21 protein-coding genes are annotated in these 26597 nt (G+C 52.5%); 12 read left to right on the plus strand and 9 right to left on the minus strand.

All coding sequences use genetic code 11. From position 1 onward, the window contains the following. The first annotated feature begins 202 nt into the window (after positions 1-202). Together aceE and aceF are read left to right on the plus strand one after the other, a co-directional pair. A complete protein-coding gene (aceE, locus tag E0F26_RS05530) occupies positions 203-2854 on the plus strand; it encodes a pyruvate dehydrogenase (acetyl-transferring), homodimeric type (protein WP_279243048.1) in 2652 nt (883 codons plus the stop codon). A gap of 12 nt (positions 2855-2866) precedes the next feature. Continuing rightward, positions 2867-4537 carry a dihydrolipoyllysine-residue acetyltransferase gene (gene aceF, locus E0F26_RS05535; protein ID WP_279243049.1) on the plus strand — a complete coding sequence of 557 codons (1671 nt, stop codon included), beginning with the start codon at positions 2867-2869 and terminating at the stop codon, positions 4535-4537. Positions 4538-4644: 107 nt separating this feature from the next. On the opposite strand, the gene ppc is transcribed toward aceF, so the two are convergent. Both ppc and hexR read right to left on the minus strand, forming a co-directional pair. Continuing rightward, positions 4645-7260 (minus strand): phosphoenolpyruvate carboxylase, encoded by a 2616-nt coding sequence (gene ppc / locus E0F26_RS05540; RefSeq protein WP_279243050.1) that lies wholly within the window; start codon positions 7258-7260, stop codon positions 4645-4647. A 3-nt stretch (positions 7261-7263) separates the two neighbouring features. Further along, positions 7264-8121, minus strand: coding sequence for a transcriptional regulator HexR (gene hexR / locus E0F26_RS05545; RefSeq protein ID WP_279243051.1), 858 nt, complete (start codon positions 8119-8121; stop codon positions 7264-7266). A 182-nt stretch (positions 8122-8303) separates the two neighbouring features. Here hexR and gap point away from each other — a divergent pair, with 182 nt between their 5' ends. Beyond that, positions 8304-9332 carry a type I glyceraldehyde-3-phosphate dehydrogenase gene (gene gap / locus E0F26_RS05550; protein ID WP_279243052.1) on the plus strand — a complete coding sequence of 343 codons (1029 nt, stop codon included), beginning with the start codon at positions 8304-8306 and terminating at the stop codon, positions 9330-9332. A 267-nt stretch (positions 9333-9599) separates the two neighbouring features. Here gap and pgl read toward each other — a convergent pair whose 3' ends face one another. The 7 genes from pgl to E0F26_RS05585 all read right to left on the minus strand — a co-directional run bounded on the left by pgl (position 9600) and on the right by E0F26_RS05585 (position 16684). Next, positions 9600-10280: a 6-phosphogluconolactonase gene (gene pgl / locus E0F26_RS05555; RefSeq protein ID WP_279243053.1), complete on the minus strand. Its 681-nt coding sequence runs from the start codon at positions 10278-10280 to the stop codon at positions 9600-9602. Continuing rightward, positions 10273-11721 (minus strand): glucose-6-phosphate dehydrogenase, encoded by a 1449-nt coding sequence (gene zwf / locus E0F26_RS05560; protein ID WP_279243054.1) that lies wholly within the window; start codon positions 11719-11721, stop codon positions 10273-10275. Before zwf ends, pgl begins: the two co-directional genes overlap by 8 nt. Positions 11722-11736: 15 nt before the next feature. After that, positions 11737-12363: a bifunctional 4-hydroxy-2-oxoglutarate aldolase/2-dehydro-3-deoxy-phosphogluconate aldolase gene (eda, locus tag E0F26_RS05565; protein WP_279243055.1), complete on the minus strand. Its 627-nt coding sequence runs from the start codon at positions 12361-12363 to the stop codon at positions 11737-11739. Continuing rightward, a complete protein-coding gene (glk, locus tag E0F26_RS05570; protein ID WP_279243056.1) occupies positions 12364-13359 on the minus strand; it encodes a glucokinase in 996 nt (331 codons plus the stop codon). Between the two features lie 8 nt (positions 13360-13367). After that, complete coding sequence (gene edd / locus E0F26_RS05575; RefSeq protein WP_279243057.1) at positions 13368-15173, minus strand: phosphogluconate dehydratase; 1806 nt, start codon at positions 15171-15173, stop codon at positions 13368-13370. Between the two features lie 112 nt (positions 15174-15285). After that, complete coding sequence (locus E0F26_RS05580; protein ID WP_279243058.1) at positions 15286-16185, minus strand: ROK family protein; 900 nt, start codon at positions 16183-16185, stop codon at positions 15286-15288. Positions 16186-16255: 70 nt separating this feature from the next. Further along, a complete protein-coding gene (locus E0F26_RS05585) occupies positions 16256-16684 on the minus strand; it encodes an MAPEG family protein (protein ID WP_279243059.1) in 429 nt (142 codons plus the stop codon). 160 nt (positions 16685-16844) lie between these two features. Here E0F26_RS05585 and fabV point away from each other — a divergent pair, with 160 nt between their 5' ends. From fabV to E0F26_RS05630, 9 genes are all read left to right on the plus strand, one after another. Beyond that, on the plus strand, positions 16845-18035 hold the full coding sequence (gene fabV, locus E0F26_RS05590; protein ID WP_279243060.1) for an enoyl-ACP reductase FabV: 1191 nt from the start codon (positions 16845-16847) through the stop codon (positions 18033-18035). 1 nt (position 18036) lies between these two features. After that, positions 18037-18864: an MBL fold metallo-hydrolase gene (locus E0F26_RS05595; RefSeq protein WP_279243061.1), complete on the plus strand. Its 828-nt coding sequence runs from the start codon at positions 18037-18039 to the stop codon at positions 18862-18864. Positions 18865-18925: 61 nt separating this feature from the next. Continuing rightward, positions 18926-20551, plus strand: a complete 1626-nt coding sequence (locus tag E0F26_RS05600) for a long-chain-fatty-acid--CoA ligase (RefSeq protein ID WP_279243062.1) — start codon at positions 18926-18928, stop codon at positions 20549-20551. A 185-nt stretch (positions 20552-20736) separates the two neighbouring features. Next, positions 20737-22248, plus strand: a complete 1512-nt coding sequence (locus tag E0F26_RS05605) for an AmpG family muropeptide MFS transporter (protein WP_279243063.1) — start codon at positions 20737-20739, stop codon at positions 22246-22248. Continuing rightward, on the plus strand, positions 22245-22811 hold the full coding sequence (locus E0F26_RS05610) for a hypothetical protein (protein ID WP_279243064.1): 567 nt from the start codon (positions 22245-22247) through the stop codon (positions 22809-22811). Before E0F26_RS05605 ends, E0F26_RS05610 begins: the two co-directional genes overlap by 4 nt. 85 nt (positions 22812-22896) lie before the next feature. After that, entirely contained in the window at positions 22897-23346 is a 450-nt protein-coding gene (locus tag E0F26_RS05615; protein ID WP_279243065.1) for an FxsA family protein, read from the plus strand. A 151-nt stretch (positions 23347-23497) separates the two neighbouring features. After that, positions 23498-23788: a co-chaperone GroES gene (locus E0F26_RS05620; RefSeq protein ID WP_279243066.1), complete on the plus strand. Its 291-nt coding sequence runs from the start codon at positions 23498-23500 to the stop codon at positions 23786-23788. 35 nt (positions 23789-23823) lie between these two features. Then, a complete protein-coding gene (gene groL / locus E0F26_RS05625) occupies positions 23824-25467 on the plus strand; it encodes a chaperonin GroEL (RefSeq protein WP_279243067.1) in 1644 nt (547 codons plus the stop codon). A gap of 462 nt (positions 25468-25929) precedes the next feature. Next, positions 25930-26556, plus strand: a complete 627-nt coding sequence (locus tag E0F26_RS05630; RefSeq protein WP_279243068.1) for a urate hydroxylase PuuD — start codon at positions 25930-25932, stop codon at positions 26554-26556. The last annotated feature ends 41 nt before the right edge of the window (positions 26557-26597 follow it).

Raw genomic sequence — 26597 nt, forward strand, 5'->3', positions numbered from 1 at the left:
CGTCAATAAGGCGCCGCATTACGTGGCGCCGTAGCGCGACGTAAAACCGCCAACCCCTCTCCAGCGCACGCTTTTCGCGCTATTTTGTTGTTTTTAAGTTCTAAAACAGAACTATATAGAAAGATTAGGGCTAAATGTGTAGTCTGCGCGCTGAGAAGAAGCAATAAATAAGTTCTAAAATAGAATCTATAGCGGGGATACGATGAGTTCGCAGCTTGATCCAATTGAAACACGAGAGTGGTTAGAGTCATTTGATGCGCTTAAGCGCGTTAACGGGGAAGGTGCATCGAGTGAGTTGATCGGCAAACTGACTGCGCATGCGCGCGATCAAGGTGTCAGCTTACCCGCGGCCATAACAACGCCCTTTAAAAATACGATTAATCCGAGGGATGAGCGGGTCATGCCGGGCGATCTCTTCATGGAGCGTCGTATTCGGTCGTTAATTCGATGGAATGCAATGGCGATGGTTATGCGCGCCAATGACAATGAAGACGGCCTGGGCGGTCACATCTCAAGTTTCAGCTCCAGCGCGACCTTGTATGACGTTGGAATGAACTACTTCTTCAGAGGAACGGCAAACGGCCATCCCGGTGATCTTGTTTTTTACCAAGGTCACAGTGCACCTGGCATGTACGCCCGCTCATACTTAGAAGGGGTGTTTGACGAAAATCATTTAGAGAACTTCCGACGTGAGGTGTCAGGGGATGGACTGTCCTCTTACCCACACCCCTGGTTAATGCCGGATTACTGGCAATTCCCGACAGTATCTATGGGCCTGGGGCCGATTCAGGCGATCTACCAAGCACACGTTATGAAATATCAGCAAAAGCGGGGACTGGTTGACCATCGGGACCGCAAGATCTGGTGTTTCCTCGGGGATGGGGAGTGCGATGAGCCGGAATCGTTGGGCGCGATCGGTCTTGCTGGCCGCGAGGGCTTGGGAAATCTCCACTTCGTTGTGAACTGCAATTTGCAGCGGCTTGATGGGCCGGTCCGAGGTAATAGCAAGATCATTCAAGAGCTCGAAGGCGTTTTCCGCGGGGCCGGTTGGAACGTCATCAAAGTTATTTGGGGGCGCAGATGGGATCCGCTGTTTGACCGTGATGAGTCGGGCATGCTGCTAAAACGCATGGATGAAGTCTGCGATGGAGAGCTGCAGAATTGTAAATTCAACGGCGGCGCGTACACGCGTGAGCACTTCTTTGGAAAGTACCCAGAGACCCTGGATCTCGTCAAAGACCTGAGTGACGACGACATCATGTACCTCAACAGAGGAGGGCATGATCCCTATAAGGTCTATGCAGCCTATGCGGCAGCTTGTGAAGAAACTGAGCGACCCACTGTCATTTTAGCAATGACTGTTAAAGGGTACGGCACCAGTGAAGCGGGAGAGGCCAGTAACGAAACCCACTCGCTGAAAAAGCTGGACATCAAGAGTCTCAAGGCCTTTCGCGACCGTTTTGGCGTGCCAATACCGGATAAAGATCTGAAGGATGTGCCTTTCTACAGGCCTCCCGAGGACAGTCCGGAAATGCGTTATTTGCGAGAGAAGCGTGCGGAACTCGGGGGTAGCATACCGGCGCGACGAGCGACGTCTTATAGCTTGCCTGTTCCCGCCAAGTCCGTTTATGCAAGTCAGCTAAAAGGCAGTGGTAAACGCGAAATATCGACCACCATGGCGTTTGTGCGTGTGTTGTCATCCCTCGTGAAGGATAAGCAAATTGGCGAGCGTGTCGTGCCAATTGTGCCTGATGAGGCAAGAACATTTGGCATGGAAGGCATGTTCCGCCAGCTGGGCATTTACTCTTCAGTGGGGCAGCAATACACGCCTCACGATGCAGGTCAGATCCTCTACTACAAAGAGGAAGAGACCGGGCAGATCTTAGAAGAAGGTATTAATGAGGCGGGCGCTATGTCTGCCTGGCTAGCTGCGGCTACCTCTTATTCGGTCTCTGATTACCCTATGGTGCCGTTTTACATCTTCTATTCGATGTTTGGCTTCCAACGTATTCACGATCTAGCCTGGGCGGCGGGCGATAGCCAAGCACGAGGTTTTCTCATGGGAGCGACGGCGGGTCGGACTACGCTCAATGGCGAGGGGCTGCAGCACCAAGACGGGCACAGTCACTTGATGGCAACAACGATTCCAAACTGTATTTCATACGATCCAACCTACAGTTACGAGCTAGCGACCATTATTAGCTCGGGTATGAAGCGCATGTTCGAGGACGGCGAAAACGTTTTCTATTACATCACGACGATGAACGAAAACTATGTCCACCCGGATATGCCCGAGGGTGTCGAGGACGGCATCGTAAAGGGGCTTTACCCGCTTAAAGTATCGACAGCTAAGTCGAAGAAGCGTGTGCAGTTGATGAGCGCGGGAACGATCATGCGTGAAGTCGAAGCGGCGGCAGAAATTCTAGAAAGCGACTACGGTGTTGCTGCAGACATCTGGAGCATGACGAGTGTTAACGAGCTCGCTCGTGATGGCCAAAGAGTGGTTCGACAAAACATGATGAATCCTGCTGAGGCGCCTCAGATCCCCTATGTTACGCAATGCCTCGAAGCGACTGAGGGGCCTATCATTGCCGCCACGGATTATATACGAGCGCATACGAACCAAATCCGAGAATTCATGCCGAGGTCCTTCACGGTACTGGGTACTGATGGCTTTGGTCGAAGTGATACCCGAGCTCGGCTCCGAGAGTTTTTTGAGGTTGATCGCCGGTACGTTGTATTCGCCGCGATGACCGCTTTGGCTGACGAGGGTGTCATCCCGCGATCAGACTTGGCAAAAGTGATGAGTGATCTCGGCATTGATCCCTCAAAGCCTGATCCTACAACGGTTTAAGGAGGAGCAGTCGTGGCGAATTATACGATTTGTGTTCCTGATATTGGCGGTGCTGAAGGCGCTGAGGTTGTTGAGCTCCTCGTTGGGGTGGGCGATCAGATTGACGTCGAGCAGAGCCTGATTGTGCTTGAGTCAGACAAAGCCTCTATGGAAATTCCGGCTTCCCATGCGGGCATTGTCTCCGAGCTAAAAATGGCTCTTGGCGATGAGCTCTCAGAGGGCGATGCGATCTTGGTCATTGAACTCGCAGACGGCGAAGCCGTGGCCACTGTGCAGGAGGAGACCCCGTCTGTCACCGCCGAGGAAAGTGCGGTCGTCGCGGTGGACAACGCTGCCGTGAACGATCAGCCGGCGGATACGAGTGGTAGCGATGCAGTGCGCGACATTGTTATCGCAGTACCTGATATTGGTACCGACGGTGATGTCGAGGTTGTTGAAATCCCAGTTGCCGTGGGAGACGTGTTGGAAGAGGGGGATTCGATCGTCGTTCTCGAGTCCGATAAAGCGTCTATGGAAGTTCCGTCAACGACTGGCGGAGAGGTACTCGCTTTATTGGTTGAGGAAGGTGCTCAGGTGAAGGAGGGGTCTTCCTTAGTACGGATACGCACTTCAGGCTCTAGTGAGTCTGCGGGAGCAGCATCTGAAGCACCAGCACCAGCACCAGCACCAGCACCAGCACCAGCAGCACCAGCACCCGCACCCGCACCAGCACCCGCACCTATGGCACCGCGACAGCCGGCAGAAGCGGCGCAATCTGCTGAATCAAATGATTCCAGCAGTCTTTATGTGGGGCCTGCGGTGAGAAAGTTGGCTCGGGAGTTCGGTGTTGATCTGTTCAAGGTCACGGGGTCTGGTCCGAAAGGGCGCATTATTAAAGAGGATGTTCAGGCGTACGTTGCCAAGCGACTGTCAGAGCCGTCCGCGGGGTCCGTTGTAACAGAGTCCGGGATCCCATCCGTCGCCGATATCGATTTCTCAAAATTTGGCGCCATTCGGCATGAAGATCGGTCGCGTATTGAGAAAGTCACCGCCGCTAACATGTCGAAGTCTTGGCTCAACGTACCGCATGTGACGCAATTTGATGATGCTGACATTACCGATATGGAAGAGTTCCGTAAGTCTTTAAAAGCGGAGGCCGAAAGGCGAGGAAGTAAGCTTTCGCCGCTTCCGTTCATCATTAAAGCTGTGGCGCTTGCGCTCAATGAAAACCCCAAAATTAAATCCTCCCTCGCAGAGCAGGGCGAGGCACTGATTTACAAGGACTACTGTCATATCGGTATGGCGGTCGATACACCTAATGGGTTGGTGGTTCCGGTTATCCGGGATGCGGATAAGAAGTCGATCTGGGTGTTATCCGATGAGATTCGCGATCTCGCTGCAAAGGCGAAAGATAAGAAGCTCAGGCCTGATGAAATGCAGGGCGCTGTATTTACTATCAGCAGTCTCGGGAATATTGGCGGTCGCGGTTTTACGCCCATCGTTAATACCCCAGAGGTGGGCATTTTAGGTGTGAGTAAGGCATCCACTCAGCCAGTCTGGGATGGTGAGGCGTTTCAGCCAAGGGTGATGTTGCCCGTTGCGCTGTCATACGATCATCGCGTTGTTAACGGCGGGGATGCGGGACGCTTCCTGACCTACCTTGTGTCCTTGTTGAGTGACATCCGCCAGTTGGCTATGAGCTAGCTATACGGCTGGGGCGTTGCATAACGCCCTAGGCGTTGGTGTTTTGAAGGGCCATATCAGCCCTTCACGATCAGCGGGTTAGCGCTCTTTTAGGGTTTGGTGTGCCACTAGCCGGTGTTACGCATGCCCGCAGCGACGCCGGCAATGGAGACCATCAGCGCACGCTGTACCGATTCACTCTCACTTTCTCTCACCCGGCGTAGCAGCTCTATCTGCACCAGATTCAATGGCGCAGTGTAGACGTTGCGAAGACCTATGGATTCGAGGCCCCAGGGGTCTGAAGCCATAAGCGTGTCCACGTCGAGAATCTCCATGAGTGATTCAATGTCAGCGCCGAGCTGCTGTCGCAAATCGCGCCCCAAGCTTCGTAAGTCCTCGCGCACGAGCGTGTCGTCGTAAAGCGAATTGATGACGAGGTCGGATTTGGCGTACACCATATCCAACATTGACAGACGCGATGCAAAGAAAGGCCACTGGTCACGCATTTCTCTTAGCTCGGCCAACTTGCCATTCTGGACGGCCGCGCTGAGCGCCGAGCCTGCACCTAGCCATGCTGGCAATACCAGGCGACTTTGGGACCATGCAAATATCCAGGGAATGGCTCTAAGCGTCTCGATGCCTCCGCCGGTTCGTCGCCGAGCGGGACGTGAGCCGAGGGGGAGGCTTGCCAGTTCAGGCTCGGGTGTCGCTTGCCTGAAGAACTCGACAAAATTTGGATTGTCGCGTACCCAACTCCGGTAGTCTGCGCAGGCTTGGTCAGCAAGTGCATTCATGAGCTCTCGCCACTCAGGTTTTGGGATAGGCGGTGGCGTTAGGTTGCCTCGCAAGATGGCACTGGTGTATTGCCCCAGCGTATTGCTCGCTAGGGGTTTGAGCCCTAACTTAACCCGAATCATCTCGCCTTGTTCAGTTACTCTGAGCCCTTGCTCAAGGGAGCCAGGAGGTTGTGACAAGAGTGCCTGGTGAGCGGGCGCTCCACCTCGACCAATTGTGCCGCCACGCCCATGAAATAATTGCAGGCTTACATTGTGGGACCGGCAGATATTCAGCAGGGCTTCTTGCGCTCGATACTGCGCCCAGCCAGCTGACAGCATGCCAGCATCCTTTGCACTGTCTGAATAGCCGATCATGACAACCATCGAATGATCGATTCTCGATCGGAACTCAGCATCACTGAGCAGCGCGTCAAGCGTGCTCGGTGCGCCGTCTAGATCGTCCAATGTTTCAAAGAGCGGTGATACGGGTAAATCGAGTGGGCCGCCCGTTGCCTTCAGGAGTAATTGAACCGCCAGCACATCTGACGGTTCTGCTGCCATTGAAATGACATAGCAGCCTAATGCTTCACGCGGTGTGTCGGCGATTACACGAAACGTATCGATAACTTCCTGACAGGGCTCTGAGGCCGCAAAGTCCAATGGCAGAAGTGGCCGTGGATTCGTGATTTCTGCCTTTAAAAACGCCTGCTTATCCTCTTCGGACCACGAGGTGTAATCACCGAGTCCAAGTGCAGTTGTAATTTCGTTAATGACGTCACTGTGGCGAGTGCTTTCCTGGCGCACATCAAGCGTAACGAGATGCGCTCCAAATGACTCGAGTCGGCGAACGAGATCCAGCAGCTTTCCGTCACCGATAGCTGACAAGCCGACTTCAGATAGCGAATTTCTGCATTTTTCCAGTGTTGCAATGATATCGGCGGTGAAAAGCACCGGTGGCAGCGGATTTACGCTGTCCTGAATATAGGCGCCAAGCTCATCGCGTTGTCGTCGCACGCTATCGCGCAGTGGTTTTAAAATAGCGCGGTAGGGCTCTCTTGCATCGGCCGCTTCTGCGCGAAGGTCGTCGGTTGCGCGGGTGACAGATAACTCTTCGTAGATGGCCTCGAGATCCCGGTTTATAAGGTCTGCAGCTTGCCATCGACTGATGATCATGACCCGCCGCGTCACTTTGGCTGTGACGTTGGGGTTACCGTCGCGATCACCCCCGATCCAGCTCGAGAGACGCACAACGGGTTTCGTTCGTGGGGGTAATTGAAGGTCAAATTTACGCGCAATCGCGTCAAGGTCTCTCATAAACTCGGGAATCGCATTCCACAGCGAGTTTTCGATAACGGCAAAGCTCCACCGCGCTTCGTCGATGGGAGTTGGCCGCTGCTCTAAGAACTCTTCGGTATGCCAGATTTGCGCGATGAGATCCGCTAACCTCGACTGAATTCGGGCCTCATCAGCAAGGCCTGATTCGAGGTCAGAAAGACAGTCATGTATCTCCCCATGCTTATGAATCAGTGTGCGTCGCGTGATCTCAGTCGGATGGGCCGTAAGCACAAGGTCGATGTGCAAATTAGCGATCGCCTCCGCCAGCGATGCCTTGCTTACAGACTGGCTTAAATCCTCAATGGTGCTTGATATGCGGTTGTATGCGCCGAAGTGATCACTCACCGACTTGCTGGTGGTGAAATGCTGGTCGGCAATATTTGCCAGGTTTAGAAACTGTGCAAAGCCGCGCGATATCAGTAGCAGCTGCTCCGAATCAAGCCTTTGCAGCGCGTTGAAAAGCGCCGTGGTTTGCTCTCGTTCGGTAGCAGACTTCGACGCTTGTCGAATCGATTCGATGGTTTGATAGAGCTCTTCGCCGACCGTGGAACGAATAACGTCGCCCAGCGTATCGCCGAGCAGTCGCACATTCTGCCGCAAGGGCGATGTGTCCAATAGCGCATTGTTTGTCATGTCTTAACTCGTTGGGAATCGGGTGTCCTTAAGGCTGTCTTTGATTCGAGCGAGATGTGGTGTGAAGCCCTCTCCACGGCGCAATGTCACGCCTGTGGCAAGAACATCCAAAATGACAAGCTGTACCAGTCGAGACGTCATGGGCAAATATTGCTCTGTGTCTTCTTCTACTTTTACATTGATACAGCAGTGACTTTTTTCAGCCAGGGGCGAGCCCTCGGCAGTCAAAGAGACGACGGTCGCCTCGGTTTGGCGGGCAATCTCTGCTGCCTCAATCAAAACTTTCGTCCGGCCCGTGTGTGATATGAAAAAGAACAAATCACCCACCCCTGCCGATGCGGCAAGCATTCGCTGCATTAGAGGGTCTTCATGCGTGAAGACAGGGACGTTAAATCGAAAAAACTTGTGTTCTGCATCCCGCGCAACCGCGGCTGATGTGCCAAGGCCAAAGAAATAGACGCGTCTCGCTTGTGCGATTTGATCAACGGCCTGTGCGATAGCCTTTAGTGGTAGTCCTTCTTTTGCCGTCAAGAGCGCATTAATGGCGTTATCAAAAAGCTTCGATGGGAATGTATTGATGTCGTCTGAAAATTCTACCGCGCGGCTAACGTATTTAACGCCCGAAGCCAGCGAGGTGGCGAGTTGTAATTTGAAGTCAGGGAAGCCTGTTGCACCGAAGCGCTTACAAAATCGATTAACGCTTGGTTCGCTTACACCTGCTGCCGCGGCTAAAGACGCAATACTGGACCGTGTCGCTTCTTCCGGCGCCTTGAGTATGGCCTTCGCTACTTTTGCTTCAGACTTATTCAGCTCGCCAAGTTGGCGCTGGATGACCGCAAGCAGATTGGGTTCAGACGTCATTATGAAGTCTTCGTTGGTAAGAATATTACGAATAATGCCTCAATTACGTAGCTTTCGCACCGAAATTTTCAAGTTCTTCTTCAATAATTTGTAATAAAACTAAAATTTAGCCCATTTTTCTGATTTTATGTTTGTAATTTTGTAAATTTACTACATAATGTCGGTCATTAGAGGGGGACCTTATGGTTAACGTAGCTATCAACGGTTTTGGCCGTATTGGACGCAATATCTTGCGGGCGCTGTATGAGCGACCTGAAATGGCGTCTCAACTTCGTATTGTTGCGATTAATGATCTTGGCACCCCCGAAATCAACGCCCATCTTCTGCAGTTTGATACAACGCACGGACGCTTCGGCGCATCCGTGGTCGTGGAAGACGACGCGATGGTGGTTAACGGTGATCGCATCGCGGTTTTTGCTGAGCGGAATCCAGAAGATTTACCTTGGGGTGATCTCAATATTGATGTCGTGTTTGAGTGCACGGGCATCTTTACATCTCGCGATAAGGCCGCCGCTCATCTCAGAGCCGGTGCCCGCAAGGTTTTAATATCAGCTCCGTCAAACGACGCGGATGCAACCATCGTCTATGGCGTTAATCACGACGTAATAAATGATGATGCCGTCATTGTTTCCAACGCCTCCTGCACAACGAATTGCTTAGCACCCATTGTGGCCCCCTTGAATGCGTCTGTTGGCGTTGAGAGTGGTCTGATGACGACGGTTCATGCCTACACAAACGATCAGAACTTGAGCGATGTGTATCATTCGGATTTATACCGTGCGCGCTCAGCAACGCACAGCATGATTCCTACAAAGACAGGTGCAGCGGCAGCCATTGGCTTGGTTTTACCCGAATTGAAAGGCCGACTCGATGGGTTGGCGGTTCGTGTCCCTACAATCAACGTATCGCTGGTTGATCTGACCTTTACCGCTTCCCGGGATACGTCCATTGAAGAAATTAATGCCATTTTGGCAAAGGCGGCGGCAGCAGATCGTTTGGGCGTTTTGTCTTGCAACACGCAGCCTCTCGTATCAGCTGACTTTAACCACAACTCGTTTTCGAGCAACTTCGACGCAAACCACACGCGTGTAAGTGGACGCCTAGTTAAGGTGCTCGCTTGGTATGACAACGAATGGGGTTTTTCGAATCGGATGTTGGATACCGGCTGTCTGCTAGCAGCGGGTAGTTTACCGGTCAGTAACGCGGCATAGATTTTTGAGTGTGAGTGTTTGGGGGCCTTAGTGCCCCCTTTTTTTTTTGGCTTCAAAAGCCCCTTGGTTCAAAAGCCCCTTGGTTCTTAAGTCACTGTTGGTGAGGACAGGGCACGCGTGATTTACAAAAGAAGACGCTTTGCATGCGCATGCCTTCTGGTCGGCGTCGCAACCCTGACAGCCGAATGGGCTATTTTCTGTAGAGGTCCTAGCCTCTTTAAGCCCTAGTGAACTTCAAATAGAGAAGTCACGATTGAGTAGCCGAATTTATTCAGCAAACCAGAGGCTAAACTCGTCGTGATGAGCGAAGTGACTAATCGGGTGCATGTCGTCATCGGCGTACTTTGTAGCCTTGTCGAAGACCTCTAACTTGCTGGCACCCACGATATGAATTACGCCAAGCTTGGTATCCAGAAGTCGCTTTTTTGAAAGCGATAATCGACGATGAGGTGCGGTCGTTGGCTGCGTCATCAGTGCATCGTTTTGTGTTGTTAATCCCTCGTCGAGCTCAATGGCGCAAGGAAACAGCGATGCTGTGTGAGCGTCGTTGCCCATCCCTAGAATGACAACATCAAAGGTGCCTAAATGAGCCAGCGATTCGTTTACCTGCCGCAATTTCCCGTCAACATCTATGCTACCCGCACCGAAGTCGACCCAGTTTGCTTGCTTGGCCGCATTTTGCAGAAGCAACGTCTTTACCATGGCGGAATTGCTGTCTTCGTGGGTTTCATCGACCCAACGCTCATCCGCTAACAGAACGGTGATGTTTTTCCAGTCCAGCTCGGTTTGAGACAGCGCTGCGAAGAGACCCTTTGGTGTACTTCCGCCCGAGACGACCAGCGACGCACAGCCTTTGTCCACGAGACCCGCGCTGAGTTGTTCGCTAATTTTTTTGGCTAGCGCGGTGTCTAGTTCAACTCGCGATGAAAAATTATGCCGACTAGACATGCCAGCTCCGGAAATCTTTCTCGATGAGTACCTCTGCTTTGGCTGGCCCCCAGGCGCCTGCCTGATAGGGGAGCGCTGGCACTTGTTGTTCTTTACAGGCTTCAATGAGTTGATCACACCATCGCCAGCTTTCCTCAATCTCCTCGCGACCGACAAACAACGATTGGTCACCCTGAATGGCGTCTAGGAAAAGACGTTCGTAGGCATCGGGGATGCGGTCAAGATCGCTGCCTTCTCTGAAGTCCAGATCTAAAAGATGTGATTGAAGCGACATGCGCTCCTTCAAACTTTGTTTCTTGGAGACCATGCTGAGCTCGATACCCTCGTTAGGCTGGAGGCGAATAACGAGCTTGTTTGGGATGTTTGCGCCGTTTCCGAAGATGTTATGTGGAAGACTCTTGTACTGGATAACAATTTCGGTGACTTTTTCTGGTAATCGCTTCCCAGTGCGCAAGTAAAAGGGCACTCCCGACCAACGCCAGTTGTCGATGTGAGCCTTAATGGCAATGTAAGTTTCGGTATCACTACTGTCCATCTCACAGCCGTCTTCATCTAAATAGCCCGGAACCGCCGTGCCGCGGATCCAACCGTTGATGTACTGACCTCGGACAACTTTTTCATTGACGGACTGAGAATCGATACGTCGCAATGCACGAACAATCTTTACCTTCTCGTCGCGAATACTCTCAGCTTCGAGCGAGTTTGGTGGCTCCATGGCAACCAGGCACATGAGTTGCATTAGGTGGTTCTGCACCATGTCGCGCAGCTGTCCGACCTTGTCGTAATAGGACCATCGACCCTCGATGCCTACCATCTCCCCTACCGTGATTTGAACGTGATCGATGCAGGTGTTGTCCCATTGGCTATTGATGAAGCTGTTTGCGAAACGCAAAACCAGCAGATTTTGGACCGTTTCTTTACCCAAATAGTGGTCGATTCGGTAGATCGCCTTTTCATCAAAGTATCTTGAAAGCGCCTCATTAACATTGATCGACGACTCAAGATTTTCGCCAATCGGTTTTTCAACAACAATGCGACAGTCACCGGCTAGGCAATTTGTGGTGCTGAGGTGTTCGCAAATTGGCGCAAAAAGTGAGGGCGGCGTCGCGAAGTAGAACAGGCTTACTCGCTCGTCATCCAGCCATTCCCGTAACTCACCGTATTCATCCGGCTCTGAGAAATTGACAGCGACGTAGCTAAAACGCTGAGTAAAGCTCGCCCACTCATCGTCGCTGGGCGCGTCATCTCCCATATAGGAGGCCATCTTGCCCTTCAATACGGGCAAAAACTCATCAAGTGTTTGCTTGGTTCTCGCGACGGCTGCGATGCGCAGGTCTTTTTGCAGTAGGTTCAGGCGCTCCAGTTGGAAGAGAGCGGGAAACAACTTTCTCGCGGAAAGGTCGCCAGAGGCGCCAAAAATAATCAGATCGACAGCTGCCATGTAAGGGTCTCCCAGCTATTTGCTTAAGGTTGAAGCGCGGCGAGCGATGGCTTCGATTTCGTCCCAGCGTCCGGTTTGAATGGCTTCACTGGGGGTCAGCCAGGTCCCTCCCACTGCTCGCACGTTGGAGAGTGAGAGGTATTCGTGAGCGTTATCAGGCTTGATGCCACCTGTTGGCACAAACTGAATGTCCGCAAAAGGGCCGCTAAATGCTTTGATCGCAGCAGCGCCACCCGATGTTCCTGCTGGGAAAAATTTTAAAATAGAAAATCCTGCTGTTTTCGCCGCCATCACTTCAGTGGCCGTCACAGCACCGGGTAAAAACGGTATATCAGTCAGTAAAGCACGCTCAAATAGCTCATCAGATTGACCCGGCGACACCACAAACGACGCACCTGCATCGAGCGCCGCATCAAATTCTTTAGCTGAGCACACGGTACCAACACCCACGTTCGCAGCCGGCACATGCTCACTGATTTGTCGGATTGCGTCCAACCCGTACTGAGTGCGAAGCGTCACCTCTAAGTTAATGATGCCACCGGCGACTAAGGCTTCGGCAAGTGGGATCGCATGTTCAAGTGACTCAATCGCAATAACCGGAATCACAGGTGATGCGTTTAGAAAATCGTAAGAAGCGGTCATTTAAGTTTTATCCCTCAGCCACAAGGCGGCTCCGAGCAGCCCCGGATCTTCATGAGTTATGACATAGGTGCCAATGTTTGTTGTGTAGTCGGCAAAGCGACCTTTTGCTAAAAATCGTGCGCGAAAGTCGCTTCGGCGAAGCAGGTCGATGTATCTCGGCGCAATGCCCCCAGCAATAAAGACACCACCCATGGCGCCTGCGGTCAGTGCGAGATTCCCGGCCGACGATCCGAGCACCGCAAAGAACATAGCCATCGCTTCGCTGGCAATGGGGTTACCTTGCTGGGCCGCTTCACCGATATCACCGGGCGCTTCAAATTCGGCATGCTGCCCTCTGATTTCGGCGAGCGCTTGATAAATGTTGACGATGCCAGCACCGCAAAGCAGTCGCTCGATCGAAACGCGGCCGAAACGCGCTCGCAGACGTTTCAGTAATTCAAATTCCATATCAGTGATAGGTGCAAAATCGACGTGTCCACCTTCACCCTCTAAAACGACCGACCTTCCGCGTTCGTCAAAGACGACTGTTGCAACACCTGTGCCGGTTCCTGGCCCAAGGGCGACCATGGGTTTCTGGCTTTTCGATTCACCGGCGCCAATTTGCTCTACATCGCTCGCGGTAAGCGCCGGTAACGCTCTCGCAATGGCAGCAAAGTCGTTAATAATTTCAATGCCTGAGTTTCCCAAGTGCTCCGAAAGGAGTGCGCGATCAAAGCGCCACGGACTATTAGTGAAGCTAATGGTGTTCAAATGGGGTGGCGCAGCGACGGCGAGACAGGTCTGAGAGGGACCGGAAGTAGGCAGCCCTTGCGCCTGCCAGTCTGCCGTCAAGTGTGCGAGTACGTCGGCAAAGCTAGCAAAATCGGCGACACGATACTTTGCAAGCGGTAATGGCGATGCCGACTCAGGTGTAACGTATGCAAAACGTGCATTCGTCCCCCCAATATCGCCAACGAGGTAATGCCCTTTGTCTGTCTCAGAATTTGCTGTCGTCATAGGGTTACTCAGCTAAAGAGCGAGGACGCTCCCTCTTCTGCACTGCTCACGGCATTGCGGTTATTAGCGAACATCTGACGACCAATTGTTCGGGGAACAACCGGCGCCACTGCCGCAACGCGGCTCGATAGAACATCTTGATCAACCAGTGCGGACAATACGCCTGTCGTCGCATCAAGACGAATCACGTCGCCATTATGTATTTTAGCAAGTAAGCCGCCTTGGGAGGCTTCGGGAACCAAGTGGATTGCAGCCGGTACTTTTCCCGAGGCACCGCTCATGCGCCCATCTGTAACGAGCGCTATTTTGTATCCTTTGTCCTGCAGAACACCAAGCATTGGCGTTAATTTATGGAGCTCTGGCATGCCGTTGGCGGCTGGGCCCTGGAAACGCACAACCACAATGCAGTCCTTATCAAGTTCTCCGGCTTCAAACAGCGGCTTCAGGTCATCTTGATCATCGATTACCACGGCAGGTGCTTCGATAATGTAGTGCTTTTCCTGTACCGCTGACGTTTTGATCACGCTCCGTCCCAGGTTTCCTTCAAGCAACTTCACGCCGCCGTTGGCTGCAAAAGGTGTAGAAGCTGTGGTGAGAATCTCAGAGTCGAGGCTCTCTTTTGCCGCGGGTCGCCATTTAATTTGCTTGTCAGTCAGCACCGGCTCTTGGCAAAAATCGCCAAAACTGTCGCCAAAACACGTTTTGGCATCATTATGCATGAGACCTGCATCAAGAAGCGCTGTGAACAACGTGCCTGTACCACCTGCCGCATGAAAGTGATTCACGTCAGCCGAGCCATTGGGATAAACCCGCGCAATAAGTGGGGTAACCGCTGAAACCGCGTTGAAGTCAGACCAGTTCATTCGGTAGCCGGCCGCGCGAGCGATCGCAATGAGGTGGATACAGTGGTTGGTGGAGCCGCCTGAAGCGAGTAGGGCCACGAGCGCATTAACCAATGCCCGGGCATCCACGACGTCCGCCATTGGGCGATAGTCTCGGCTTTGTGCCGTTATTCGGGTTACGTGTTCAGCGGCAAAGTCGGTGAGCGCGTCTCGCAAGGGCGTGCCGGGATTAACAAATGAGCTGCCGGGCAGTTGAAGCCCCATAGCCTCAACCATGACTTGGTTGCTATTAGCCGTGCCATAAAAAGTGCAGGTTCCCGGCGAGTGGTAAGACTGACTTTCTGCCTCGAGTAGCTCGTCGCGCCCTATCTTGCCTTCAGCGAAAAGCTGTCGAATGCGCACCTTTTCCTTATTAGGTAACCCTGACGTCATGGGTCCCGCAGGGACGGTCATCACCGGAAGGTGTCCAAATTGCAGGGCGCCAATCAGTAGTCCCGGAATAATCTTGTCACACACACCCAGTAGGAGTGCCGCATCAAACATTTGATGTGACAGTGAAACCGCTGTTGCTTGGGCGATAATATCTCGACTGAATAGGCTCAATTCCATGCCGGGTTGGCCCTGTGTGACACCGTCGCACATGGCGGGAACACCACCGGCAATTTGGGCGGTGCTACCCACTTTTCTTACCGCAGCTTTAATGCGTTCAGGGTAGTCCTTGTAAGGTTCGTGCGCCGACAGCATGTCATTGTGCGCAGTCACAATGGCAATGTTGGCAGAATCCATCAACTTGATGACAGATTTGTCATCGCTCGAACAAGCGGCCATGCCGTGAGCAAGGTTGCCACAGCTCAATTGCTTGCGATCGGGAGCTCCCGTGCGCATGGCTTCTACATCGCCCAAGTACTCATCACGAAGATCTTTACTGCGATCTTCGATAGCGCGCGTTACCCGCACAATTTCAGCGTGCATAGCGGTTCCAGTCCCCCAATAATCTGCCGCGCATTATGTAATAAAAATACATAATTGGCGATAAAAAACAGATTATGCGTCTATTTTTGTAATTTTATTACGCGCGTGGGCCTTAAGCTGACGCCGCACCGAGCATAAACGCCCCTCGGATGCCGGAATCTAGGCCGAGACGTGCTGGCTGGATTAAATCTGCAACAGCGTCAGCATTGTCTAAGTTGGGTAGGTAGCCGGCGAGCGCAACTTGAAATTGCTCTCGAATTCGGGGAAGTAGGTGGGGTGTTTGGTTAACGCCACCGCCGAGAATTAGTCTCTCAGGTCGATGATGAAGAACAATATGCATGGCGAGCTGGCCGAGGTAATACGCTTCAATCTCATGCGCAATATGGTCAGTGTCGAGATCAGACAGTGTCGCCTGCCATCGCGCAAAAATGGCGGGGCCCGATGCCATGCCCTCTATACAATTTCCATGGAACGGACACACGCCAGAGAACGCAGTGTCCTTTGAATGTGGCGGTACACGGATGTGGCCCATTTCTGGGTGGCCAGTACCGTTAGCAATAATTCCGTTGTGGATAACGCCCACCCCAATACCGGTGCCCACCGTGACATAAGCCAGGTGGTTGATCGGGATTGGCCGTCCCCAGTGCGCTTCAGCCAGCGCGGCGCCGTTTACGTCCGACTCAATGCCAGTAGGGCAGTCAAACGCCTGTGAAAAATAGCTTTGCAAATTAACGCCTGCCCAGCCGGCCTTGGGCGTGGCGCCTATTTCTCCGTAGGTTTGGCTTTGTTTATCAATGTCTATGGGACCAAAGCTTGCGATGCCAATTGCGTTAAGCGTATCGCCGTCGAGTTCGATTTTGATGGCATCGACCACGGCTGAGAGCGTGGTATTGGGATCAGTCGTGGGAATGGTTACCCGTGCGCCTATCTGATCACCGCGACCGATCGCGACCACAAATTTGGTGCCACCTGCTTCAATCGCGGCGACGGTCTTGCTGGTTGTGAGGTCCATGTGGTCGGTTTAGCGGTGAGGTCAATAAAAGGCCGACCCTTTCGGGTCGGCCATGACGTCATAGGTCAGATTAGAGTTGAACGGTAAACATGACTGCGTGAACGGTCAGTACCGTAAGTGCCAGTGTTCCGATTAGGAACAACAAAAATCGCACCGTAATTGTGTTGACGTACATTTGCCAAAAGCTGTGAACAATGCGAGATAGGGTGTATGTCCAGGCAGCATAGAGCGAGTAGATGGAGGTATCTCCCGCCATTGCCAAGATGAGAACAGCCGCATAAAAGATCGTGGGCTGTTCCATCAGGTGGGTATAGTTGTGAGCGGTCCAGTTCGCACCCTGTGGCATTGACGCCTCACCGTCAGCGCCTCGCATGCCGGGTGGCAGGTCTCCGAGTTTCATCCCGCCGCCAACGCGTCGTGCCACTAGGATAAAGGTCATAAGTGTTGACCAAAGTGCAAGTACGGCGGCAGCGCCGAGAATTGGATTAAGCGTCTCCATTGTTGATCTCCGTTGTTGTCGTCTGTGTCGTTATTAATCTTATAGTCCGCGAGTCACTTGTCAGCCTGAGGCATGCATACGACCGCGTGCCCAGAGTGTCTAACGAAATGCTGGATGCATGCTAGACTCTTGCACCGAAATTTTGAGTGAGAGCGTTACCATGGTTATCAAACCCAAAGTCCGCGGATTTTTATGCACTACCACGCATCCTGTTGGATGCGATGAAAATGTCCGTCGTCAGATTGATCACGTTAAGTCAAAGGGCGAGATATCTGATGGGCCCAAGCGAGTGCTGGTGCTGGGATCCTCTACTGGTTACGGTCTAGCCTCTCGCATCACGGCGGCTTTTGGCTCAGGCGCTTCGACCATCGGTGTATTTTTCGAGAAAGAAGGTAATGAGAAAAAACCTGGAACGGCTGGCTGGTACAACTCCGCTGCCTTCCATCGTTATGCAGATGAAGCGGGTCTTTACGCAAAAAGTATCAACGGAGATGCGTTCTCGGCAGAGCTCAAAGATCGTGTTATCGACTTGATTAAAGAAGATCTTGGACAGGTTGACCTTGTGGTTTACAGCCTTGCGGCGCCACGTCGTACGCATCCGCTCACAGGTGATGTCCACGTCTCAACACTAAAGCCCATTGGTGCTCCGGCTGTTCAAAAAGGCATCAACACTGATAAAGGGTTGATTCAAGAGTTTCATTTGGAGCCTGCATCCCAAGAGGAGATCGATAACACCGTTGCCGTTATGGGTGGTGAGGATTGGGAGATGTGGATCGATGCTCTGGATGACGCTGGTGTCTTAGCCGCGGGCGCTAAGACCACGGCGTACACTTATATTGGCGAAAAAATCACCTGGGACATTTATTGGCACGGAACCATTGGTGCGGCGAAAAAGGATCTCGATAAACGCGTTCTCGCCATACGAGAGCGCCTGGCTGCTAAGGGCGGTGATGCCCGCGTATCCGTTTTGAAAGCGGTCGTAACACAGGCCTCAGCGGCGATTCCTGCCATGCCCATCTATTTGGCGATCTTATTTAAGGTCATGAAATCGAGGGGTACACATGAAGGTTGTATCGAGCAGATTGATCGCCTATTCCGCGACGCTATGTATGGCGATAAGGCATTAGATGAAGAGGGTCGCCAGCGGGTGGACGACCTGGAGCTGCTGCCGGAGGTTCAAGCAGAGGTGGCTGATCTGTGGGCGCAGATAGGCACCGATAACCTCGACGAGTTGTCTGACTTTGCGGGCTATCGCGAGGAATTTCTTCAGTTATTCGGTTTCGAAGTTGAGGGAGTCGATTACGACGCGGATGTCGATCCGGCGGTCACCATAGCGCAAGTGGTGAGTTGAGATGCAGGCCTACGACGAAGCTGTTCAAGTCTCGCCAAGGATCCGGCGCTTAGTGGCACCGAATCCCAGTGTCATGACAGGGCCTGGCACCAATACCTACATCATAGGAACGGATGATCTAGCGGTAATTGATCCGGGTCCGGCGATTGACGAGCACATTGAGCACATTTTGAAAGTAGGCGATGGCCGCATAACACGCATTCTCTGTACCCATACACACCCTGATCACTCGCCGGCGGCAGCGCATTTAGCGCGAAAGCTCGACGTGCCCATGATTGGTGCGGTGACCGCAGATGATCAACATCAAGATCTTACGTTTCAGCCAGACGTCCATCTGACCCAAGACGCGATATTCTCAGGTCAGGATTGGTCGATTCGTGCAATTCATACTCCGGGGCATGTGGACAATCACTATTGCTTCCTTTTAGAGGAGGAGGGGATGGTGTTTGCAGGTGACCACATTATGAATGGCTCCACGGTGGTCATTGTGCCGCCGGGCGGCAATATGAAAGATTACATTGACTCTCTAAAGCGCTTACTCGATTACGACGTTAAAGCGATTGCACCAGGGCACGGCGAGGTGATTCAAGGTTGCCGCGACGAGGTTGAAAAGTTGGTGCGGCACCGACTCATGCGAGAGGCTAAGGTGGTTGCAAATCTTGAGCGGGGGGGGGCTGTCCCTATCGAAACGCTTGTAGTATCCGTATACGATGACGTCCCTGAGACAATGCATCGGTGGGCGCAGCTGTCGCTGTTAGCTCATCTGCTAAAACTAGAAATTGAAGGCCGAGCCAGACAAGCGGCGGGTGTGTGGTCGCTCACCCATTAGTTGTAAAAGCAGACGGTCAGGCAAATATACTAACGATAATAGCGAGACAGAGAGGTAGCTCATGCAAGGCTTGATGATGGATTTCCCATTAACAATTACGTCAATCATGGAGCACGCTGAGCGTGTTCATGGGGCGCAGGAGATCGTATCCGTAACGCGAGATAACCCAAGACACCGATACACCTATGCCGACGCATTTGGGCGGGTCCGCCAACTAGCCAATGCGATGAACGCGTGGGGCATGGCTTCGAGTGATCGCATTGCAACGCTTGCTTGGAACGATTATCGGCACTTTGAGACTTATTACGCATCAGCCTGCTCAGGGTATGTCTGCCACACGATCAACCCGCGCCTGTTCCCGGAACAAATCGTCTACATCATTAATCATGCTGAAGATCAGTTTGTCTTTTTAGATCCGGATTTTTGGCCGCTGATAGAGCAGGTTGCGCCTCAGTGTCCCGGTGTCAAAGGCTGGGTGGTAATGACAACCGCGGAACATATGCCCGAGACAACTTTGGCAAACGTTCACTGCTACGAGGATGTGATAGCGAATCAGCCTGACAGCTTCGATTGGCCTGCGATCGATGAGAACGAAGCCTGTGCGCTTTGCTATACCTCGGGTACCACCGGCAACCCTAAGGGTGTTCTCTACAGCCACCGCTCAACGGTCCTTCACACGTACGCGACCATGATGCCCGATTCGATGAATATTTCGTCTGCCGACGTCGTGCTGCCAATTGTCCCTATGTTCCACGTCAACGCTTGGGGTAACCCCTATGCCTGTCCAGTGGCGGGCGCCAAGATGGTCATGCCGGGCAATAAAATGGGCGATGGCCCGACGCTTGCGGCGCTTATCAACGAGGAAGGTGTCACCATGTCAGCGGGTGTGCCCACTGTTTGGCTGAACCTCCTGGCGCATTTGCGCTCAACTGGTGAGCGTGTGGATACGCTGCAGCGGGTTGTTGTAGGCGGCTCCGCCTGCCCGCTCTCGGTGATGGAGGAGTTTGATACCTACGGTGTTGATACTCGCCATGCCTGGGGTATGACTGAGATGAGTCCGCTTGGCACTTCAAACTCTTCGGGCGCCCGCCGGCATCAGTACGACGCTGAGACGTTTGCAAACATGCGAACCAACGTAGGTCAGCCTATTTTTGGCGTTGAAGTAAAGATTACCGACGATGACAACAAAGAGCTCCCTTGGGATGGCGTTGCGTTTGGTGCGTTGAAAGTGCGGGGACCGTGGATCTGCTCGAGTTACTTCAAGCTCGACGGCAGCTCTGCACATGAGGACGGAGACTGGTTTGAGACCGGTGATGTGGCGAGTATCGACTCCCGCGGCAATGTATCGATCACAGACCGAACCAAGGATGTCATCAAGTCCGGTGGTGAGTGGATTTCTTCGATTGAAGTCGAGAACTGTGCGACAGGGCACCCCATGGTGGCCGAGGCCGCGGTTATTGGTCGTATCCACCCTAAATGGGGTGAGCGGCCACTTCTGATTGTGGTTAAAAATGGTGAGGGTGATGTTTCGCCCAGTGAGCTAAAAGCCTTCTTGGACGGGAAGATTGCCAAGTGGTGGATCCCCGACGATGTGCAGTACATTGAGGAAATGCCTCATACGGCTACCGGTAAAATTCAGAAGATGAAACTCAGGGAAATGTTCAACGACTATCAATTCCCAGCCTAACTTTTTAAGCCCCGTTCTTGCGGGGCTTTTTGTTTCTGCTCGTTTATGGGTACAGTCCTTGTAGTGATGGGGGCCATGTTCCAAGGGATAGCGTCTTGGGTTTCAGCATGCTTGCTTCTCAGCAGCCTCCTACCGGGAATGACAGATCAAGCTGGATAGTTCAGATGCAAGGTTTTCTTGACTCAATGTCTACGTACACGCATCCCCGCGTGCTGGCCATGTTGTTTCTCGGCTTTTCGGCAGGGCTGCCGTTGTTACTTATTTTCTCGACCTTGTCTATTTGGCTGAGCGAGGCGGGTGTTGAACGCAGTGCCGTGACCTACTTCAGCTGGGCTGCGCTCGGTTATTCGTTCAAGTTTGTTTGGGCGCCACTGGTCGATAAATTGCCTTTGCCGCTTCTCGAACATTGGTTGGGTAAGCGACGAAGCTGGCTATTGCTATCGCAGTTGATGGTGATTTCAGCAATGTTGTGGATGGCTATGAGCGATCCGGCGAGTACTGAGGGCCTTCGGTACATGGCATTTGCGGCCGTCTTGCTCGGTTTCTCGTCCGCCACACAAGACATCGTCATCGACGCTTACCGGATTGAAGCTGTTGAAGAAAAATTACAAGCGTTAATGTCAGCCTCTTACGTGGCAGGCTACCGGATAGGGATGATTGCTGCGGGTGCGGGCGCACTCTATCTCGCCGCGGGGCTGGGTACCACGAAAGAAGCCTACGTCTATTCGTCATGGCAACTCACTTACATAGCGATGGCGGGCACCATGCTGGTTGGTGTCGCCACCACCTTGATGATCGAAGAACCGCGTCGTCGCAGTGAGTTAAGTTTCCTTGAGTCAACCAGTGACTACCTCCGATTCTTACTTTTGTTTGCCTGTTTTGTTTCCACGCTTGTGGGTGGCTACGTTTTGCTTGCCGATGGCATTACTGAACTTCGGATAGGGCTTGAGGGCCTTGGCCTCGGTGCGTCACTAGCGGCATTCTCGGCTGAGGCTATCTGGCTGCTGGCCACTGTTGCCATGGCGGCGGTCACGAGTTGGATGCTGGTGATGTTAAACATTGCTAATCGGCGGGCACTGCAAGAAACCTATGTTAATCCGATTGCTGAGTTTTTTGGCCGCTACGGCAGGATGGCGTTCTTGGTGTTGCTACTCATTGGCTTCTATCGCGTTTCCGATATTGTGTTGGGCGTGATCTCCAACGTCTTCTACGTGGATATGGGGTTCAGTAAAAATCAGATCGCGACCGTCACTAAAGTGTTCGGTCTATGGATGACTATTCTGGGTGGCTTTGTCGGGGGTTTCCTCACCATCCGATACGGTGTGCTCAAGATCTTGATGTTAGGTGCTGTGATGACCGTCATCACGAATTTGTTATTCATCCCCCTTGCCAATAACCCCGGAAATCTCTCGTTGCTCTATGTCGTCATCGGCGCAGATAACCTCACCGCCGGGTTAGCGGCTGCTGCCTTCATTGCTTATCTCTCAAGCCTGACAAACCTGTCTTTTACTGCGATGCAATACGCCATGTTCAGTTCAATGATGACCCTATTCCCCAAATTACTGGGTGGCTATTCAGGCTCAATCGTTGACTCACTGGGCTATGAAAGCTTTTTCCTCATCTCATCCATGATGGGTGTGCCGGTCCTCGTTTTAATTTGGGCTGTTGATCGCTACGTGAAAGAGATCAAGCCGTGAGTTTCGTAGAGTTCACAGATAGCACCACGAAGACTGCACATACACCGACTGGGATGAAAAACGTCAAGAAAGACGCTCTCGTCGCAACAAGACACCTTAATGGGCCGCCCCTTGGATGGGCGATACGTCTCACCCTGTTAATCTGCTTTGCAACCTCAGCGCTTGGGATGGAGGCAGAGTCCAGTAGCGAAGAAGAATTAACGAGCCGCCCCGTGGGAAAGACACAACTTACAACCGCTCAGATTACCGACCTATTTTCTGATGTCATTGATCGTGGCGAGGTTCAGAACCAGCGCGGTATATCCGCAGAGACACGCTGGCACGCAGATGGAACCTTTGTCAGCCAATGGACCAGAGAAGCCAATGGCGATGGTGACCCGATAAAACGGCAGGTCAGGGGTCGTTGGCGAGTCGAGAATGACCTCCGATGCGTGACGTTTAGCACAGGAAATCAGTCTGATTGGTCATGCGCTGAGGTCTGGATGCTTGACGATGAACGCGTGCTGTCTCTCAACCCTGATGGGAGCATTCACGGCCTGCATCGGCTGTCTCCCTTGAAATGAGCGCTAAAAACCCACATTACCTAACATATCGCGGCGCAATGGAACGACGTACACTGGGTACAGATGCGTGGGCGAGGAAAACCTTATGCCGTTTTTGCTGATTGCATATCCGTTTTTGGAGTTTTGGTCATTACTTGAGCTCAGCGCTCAAGCCGGTGCACTCGCTACCGTCGGTTACATCCTACTCATGATCACCCTAGGCTATTGGCTACTTCAATTAGCAGGACGTTCTGCACTACTCACTGCAGGACGATTCCCTTCGGCCGCGGCTATTCGTGGCCAGCTCTTTGCTGGAGAGATAAGCGTGGCCTTCGGTGCCGTGCTGTTAATGATCCCCGGGTTAATCTCTGATTTCCTCGCCCTCTACGTTTTTTTGAGGGCGGCTGTAAAAGCTGTGTTTGGTGGGGTGAGTTCACGCACAAGTTCACGTTCCGCGGCACCTGAGCGAGACATTCCTGATCGCACGCCAGATATCCCCACCGATCGCGGCCCCATTACGCTCGAGGGTGATTATTCGCGCGTTGAAGACGATTAAAGCGCGGTTATTTCTGTTTTTTTTTAATGCTTTTTAGCACTCTCACCTCTTGAGTGCTAAAAAAGGCTTGAAATTGTTTTTGGAGTCCCCATTATTCCCTCAGCCCTCAGTGGGGGATAAAAAATAATCGTCATTTTGGAGATTGAAACCCATGAATATTCGTCCGTTGTACGACCGTGTTGTCGTGCGTCGTAAGGAAGAAGAGCAGACTTCGGCTGGTGGTATCGTCCTGCCTGGTTCTGCACAAGAGAAGCCTAATCAGGGTGAAGTTGTCGCAGTTGGTGCCGGAAAGGTATTGGACAACGGTGAGCAGCGCCCTTTGACCGTGCAAGTTGGCGATCAAATCGTGTTCGGGCAGTACGCAGGCAGCAACACCATCGAAGTAAATGGTGAAGAGCTGATCCTGATGAGCGAAGGCGAAATTTACGCCGTTATCGACTAAGTAATTCAGACCAACGAAAGTTAAGGAATTTAGACATGGCAGCTAAAGACGTATTTTTTGGTGATTCTGCTCGCCAGCGCATGCTGGTTGGTGTGAACACACTGGCTGATGCCGTTAAAGCAACACTTGGTCCAAAGGGCCGTAATGTAATTCTCGAGAAGTCATTCGGCGCGCCGACTGTCACCAAAGACGGTGTCTCAGTCGCTAAAGAAATCGAATTGGCGGATCGTTTCGAGAACATGGGTGCACAGATGGTGAAGGAAGTAGCTTCGCAGGCATCTGACGTCGCTGGCGACGGTACAACCACTGCAACCGTTCTCGCTCAATCGATTGTAAACGAAGGCCTTAAAGCGGTTGCGGCGGGTATGAACCCCATGGACCTCAAGCGTGGCATCGACAAAGCTGTTGCGGCAGCCGTTGACGCGGTTGGTGGCATGGCATCAGCTTGTGAAGACAACAAAGCAATTGCTCAGGTCGGCACTATCTCAGCGAACAGCGATACGTCTGTAGGCGAAATCATTGCTGAGGCGATGGAGAAAGTCGGCAAAGAGGGTGTCATTACGGTTGAAGAAGGTTCAGGTCTTGAGAACGAACTCGACGTAGTCGAGGGTATGCAGTTCGATCGTGGTTACCTGTCCCCCTACTTCATCAACAACCAAGACAACATGTCAGCTGAAGTCGAAGACCCCTTCGTACTGCTAGTTGACAAGAAGATCTCTAACATTCGCGAGCTTCTTCCTGTTCTTGAGCAAGTAGCCAAGGCATCGCGCCCGCTCGTGATTATTGCGGAAGACGTTGAAGGCGAAGCATTGGCGACACTGGTTGTTAACAACATGCGCGGCATCGTTAAAGTAGCCGCATGTAAGGCACCAGGGTTTGGCGATCGTCGCAAGGCGATGCTCCAGGACATTGCTATTTTGACCGGCGGTACGGTGATTTCTGAAGAAGTGGGCCTCGATCTCGAGAGCACAAGTCTTGAGCACCTCGGTAATGCCAAGCGCATCACCATGGACAAAGACAACACAACGCTGGTCGATGGCGCGGGTGATGCTGATGCGATTCAAGGTCGCGTTGGCGAGATTCGTGTTCAGATCGAGAATACCTCGTCTGACTATGATCGCGAGAAGCTCCAGGAGCGCGTCGCGAAGTTGGCAGGTGGTGTTGCTGTGATCAAGGTAGGTGCAGCGACTGAAATCGAAATGAAAGAAAAGAAAGCACGTGTTGAAGACGCACTTCATGCAACTCGCGCAGCGGTTGAAGAAGGTGTGGTTGCTGGCGGCGGTGTTGCGCTTATTCGCGCAATTGCGTCTGTTGACGGCCTGACAGGTGATAACGAAGACCAAAACACGGGTATCGCAGCTGCATTGCGCGCCATGGAAGGTCCTCTGCGTCAGATCGTTACCAATGCAGGTGATGAAGCGTCAGTTGTTCTCGATAAAATTCGCCAAGGCGAAGGTAACTTCGGTTACAACGCGGCGACGGGTGAGTACGGCGATATGATCGGTATGGGTATTCTTGACCCAGCGAAAGTAACTCGTACAGCACTTCAGGCGGCGGGCTCGGTTGCAGGTCTTATGATCACAACTGAAGTTATGATTGCTGAAGCGCCAAAGGAAGAAGGTGCAGCGCCTGCAATGCCTGATATGGGCGGCATGGGCGGTATGGGCGGCATGATGTAAGCCACGCTCATTGCGACTTAGAAACCCGGCCGAGCGCCGGGTTTTTTTTGCGCAGAAAAACGTGTGTCCGCGATTTAGGCGCTTCTCAGCCCGCCACCTAAGCTAGTTTTTGGTTAACTAATGGTGAGTGCGTGATGGGTGCGTGGTGGGTGGCCGAGAGGTTCCGAGAGCATTCACCCTTACCGACAGGCACTCGGGTCATTTGCAGGGTTTTTGACCTTGGCGTCTGTCGCGCCTTGCCATCACGCAGTATAAACATTGGCAGGCGTTCTTATTGCGATGTGTCAGCCTCCGATTGTTGCTTTGCATATCGTGCACTGCACAAACCGCTTCTCATTAAACGGATTATGGTGAAAGCCGCCCTTTAAAACGGTGGTTGCGGGTTCTTTTTTTTTGATGTGCGGATATACTGACCCTAGGGCAGGGCGTCGAAGACGCTGTTTTACAAAAGAGGAAAAATAAATGGAATACGCGATCGGTTTCATCTTTCGTTACGTGCATGTGCTTGCCGGTATCACTTGGATCGGCATGCTTTACTACTTCAACTTTGTACAAACTGAGTACTTCAAAGAGGCTGAGGCTGAGGCGAAGAAAGACGCCATGGCGAAGCTTGCGCCGCGTGCGTTGTGGTGGTTCCGTTGGGGTGCAATGTTTACCTTCATCACCGGTCTTTACCTGTTCCACAAGTTAGGTGCATTTACCAACTTTAATCAGGCAGCTATTTGGGTAGGCGCCACGGCCGGAACATTTATGTTTCTCAATGTGTGGCTCATCATTTGGCCAAACCAGCAAGTTGTCCTGGGTATGAAGGAAGGTGACGGTCCTTCAAGTGCTGCGAAGGCAGGACTAGCAAGCCGCACTAACACTTTGTTCTCGGGTCCAATGCTGCTCGGTATGCTCGGATCGAAGCATCTCTCGCCCATTTTGGGTGGTAGCTCAACAGGACTGATGCTCGCATTGGGTTTGATCGTCTTGCTGGAGATTAATGCCATCATGGGTAAGCAGGGTCCGATGACCACTGTGAAAGGTGTGATCCATATGTCGTTGCTACTCACAGTCGTGGTTTGGGCTCTGCTCAACTACGTTTAAGTTGCTGGGTTGTGCAATGAGGGCGGCTTAGGCCGCCTTTT

The sequence above is a fragment of the Candidatus Paraluminiphilus aquimaris genome (assembly GCF_026230195.1).
Classification (GTDB): domain Bacteria; phylum Pseudomonadota; class Gammaproteobacteria; order Pseudomonadales; family Halieaceae; genus Luminiphilus; species Luminiphilus aquimaris.

Excerpts from the sequence above, each read along its gene's own strand:
- aceE (WP_279243048.1), top strand. The coding sequence starts at position 203 with ATGAGTTCGCAGCTTGATCCAATTGAAACACGAGAGTGGTTAGAGTCA.
- E0F26_RS05595 (WP_279243061.1), top strand. The coding sequence starts at position 18,037 with ATGCAGGCCTACGACGAAGCTGTTCAAGTCTCGCCAAGGATCCGGCGC.
- pgl (WP_279243053.1), bottom strand. The coding sequence starts at position 10,280 with ATGTCTAGTCGGCATAATTTTTCATCGCGAGTTGAACTAGACACCGCG.
- edd (WP_279243057.1), bottom strand. The coding sequence starts at position 15,173 with ATGCACGCTGAAATTGTGCGGGTAACGCGCGCTATCGAAGATCGCAGT.
- E0F26_RS05585 (WP_279243059.1), bottom strand. The coding sequence starts at position 16,684 with ATGGAGACGCTTAATCCAATTCTCGGCGCTGCCGCCGTACTTGCACTT.
- E0F26_RS05615 (WP_279243065.1), top strand. The coding sequence starts at position 22,897 with ATGCCGTTTTTGCTGATTGCATATCCGTTTTTGGAGTTTTGGTCATTA.
- E0F26_RS05600 (WP_279243062.1), top strand. The coding sequence starts at position 18,926 with ATGCAAGGCTTGATGATGGATTTCCCATTAACAATTACGTCAATCATG.
- glk (WP_279243056.1), bottom strand. The coding sequence starts at position 13,359 with ATGACGACAGCAAATTCTGAGACAGACAAAGGGCATTACCTCGTTGGC.
- E0F26_RS05620 (WP_279243066.1), top strand. The coding sequence starts at position 23,498 with ATGAATATTCGTCCGTTGTACGACCGTGTTGTCGTGCGTCGTAAGGAA.
- ppc (WP_279243050.1), bottom strand. The coding sequence starts at position 7,260 with ATGACAAACAATGCGCTATTGGACACATCGCCCTTGCGGCAGAATGTG.
- eda (WP_279243055.1), bottom strand. The coding sequence starts at position 12,363 with ATGACCGCTTCTTACGATTTTCTAAACGCATCACCTGTGATTCCGGTT.
- groL (WP_279243067.1), top strand. The coding sequence starts at position 23,824 with ATGGCAGCTAAAGACGTATTTTTTGGTGATTCTGCTCGCCAGCGCATG.
- E0F26_RS05630 (WP_279243068.1), top strand. The coding sequence starts at position 25,930 with ATGGAATACGCGATCGGTTTCATCTTTCGTTACGTGCATGTGCTTGCC.
- E0F26_RS05605 (WP_279243063.1), top strand. The coding sequence starts at position 20,737 with ATGTCTACGTACACGCATCCCCGCGTGCTGGCCATGTTGTTTCTCGGC.
- fabV (WP_279243060.1), top strand. The coding sequence starts at position 16,845 with ATGGTTATCAAACCCAAAGTCCGCGGATTTTTATGCACTACCACGCAT.
- gap (WP_279243052.1), top strand. The coding sequence starts at position 8,304 with ATGGTTAACGTAGCTATCAACGGTTTTGGCCGTATTGGACGCAATATC.
- hexR (WP_279243051.1), bottom strand. The coding sequence starts at position 8,121 with ATGACGTCTGAACCCAATCTGCTTGCGGTCATCCAGCGCCAACTTGGC.
- E0F26_RS05580 (WP_279243058.1), bottom strand. The coding sequence starts at position 16,185 with ATGGACCTCACAACCAGCAAGACCGTCGCCGCGATTGAAGCAGGTGGC.
- zwf (WP_279243054.1), bottom strand. The coding sequence starts at position 11,721 with ATGGCAGCTGTCGATCTGATTATTTTTGGCGCCTCTGGCGACCTTTCC.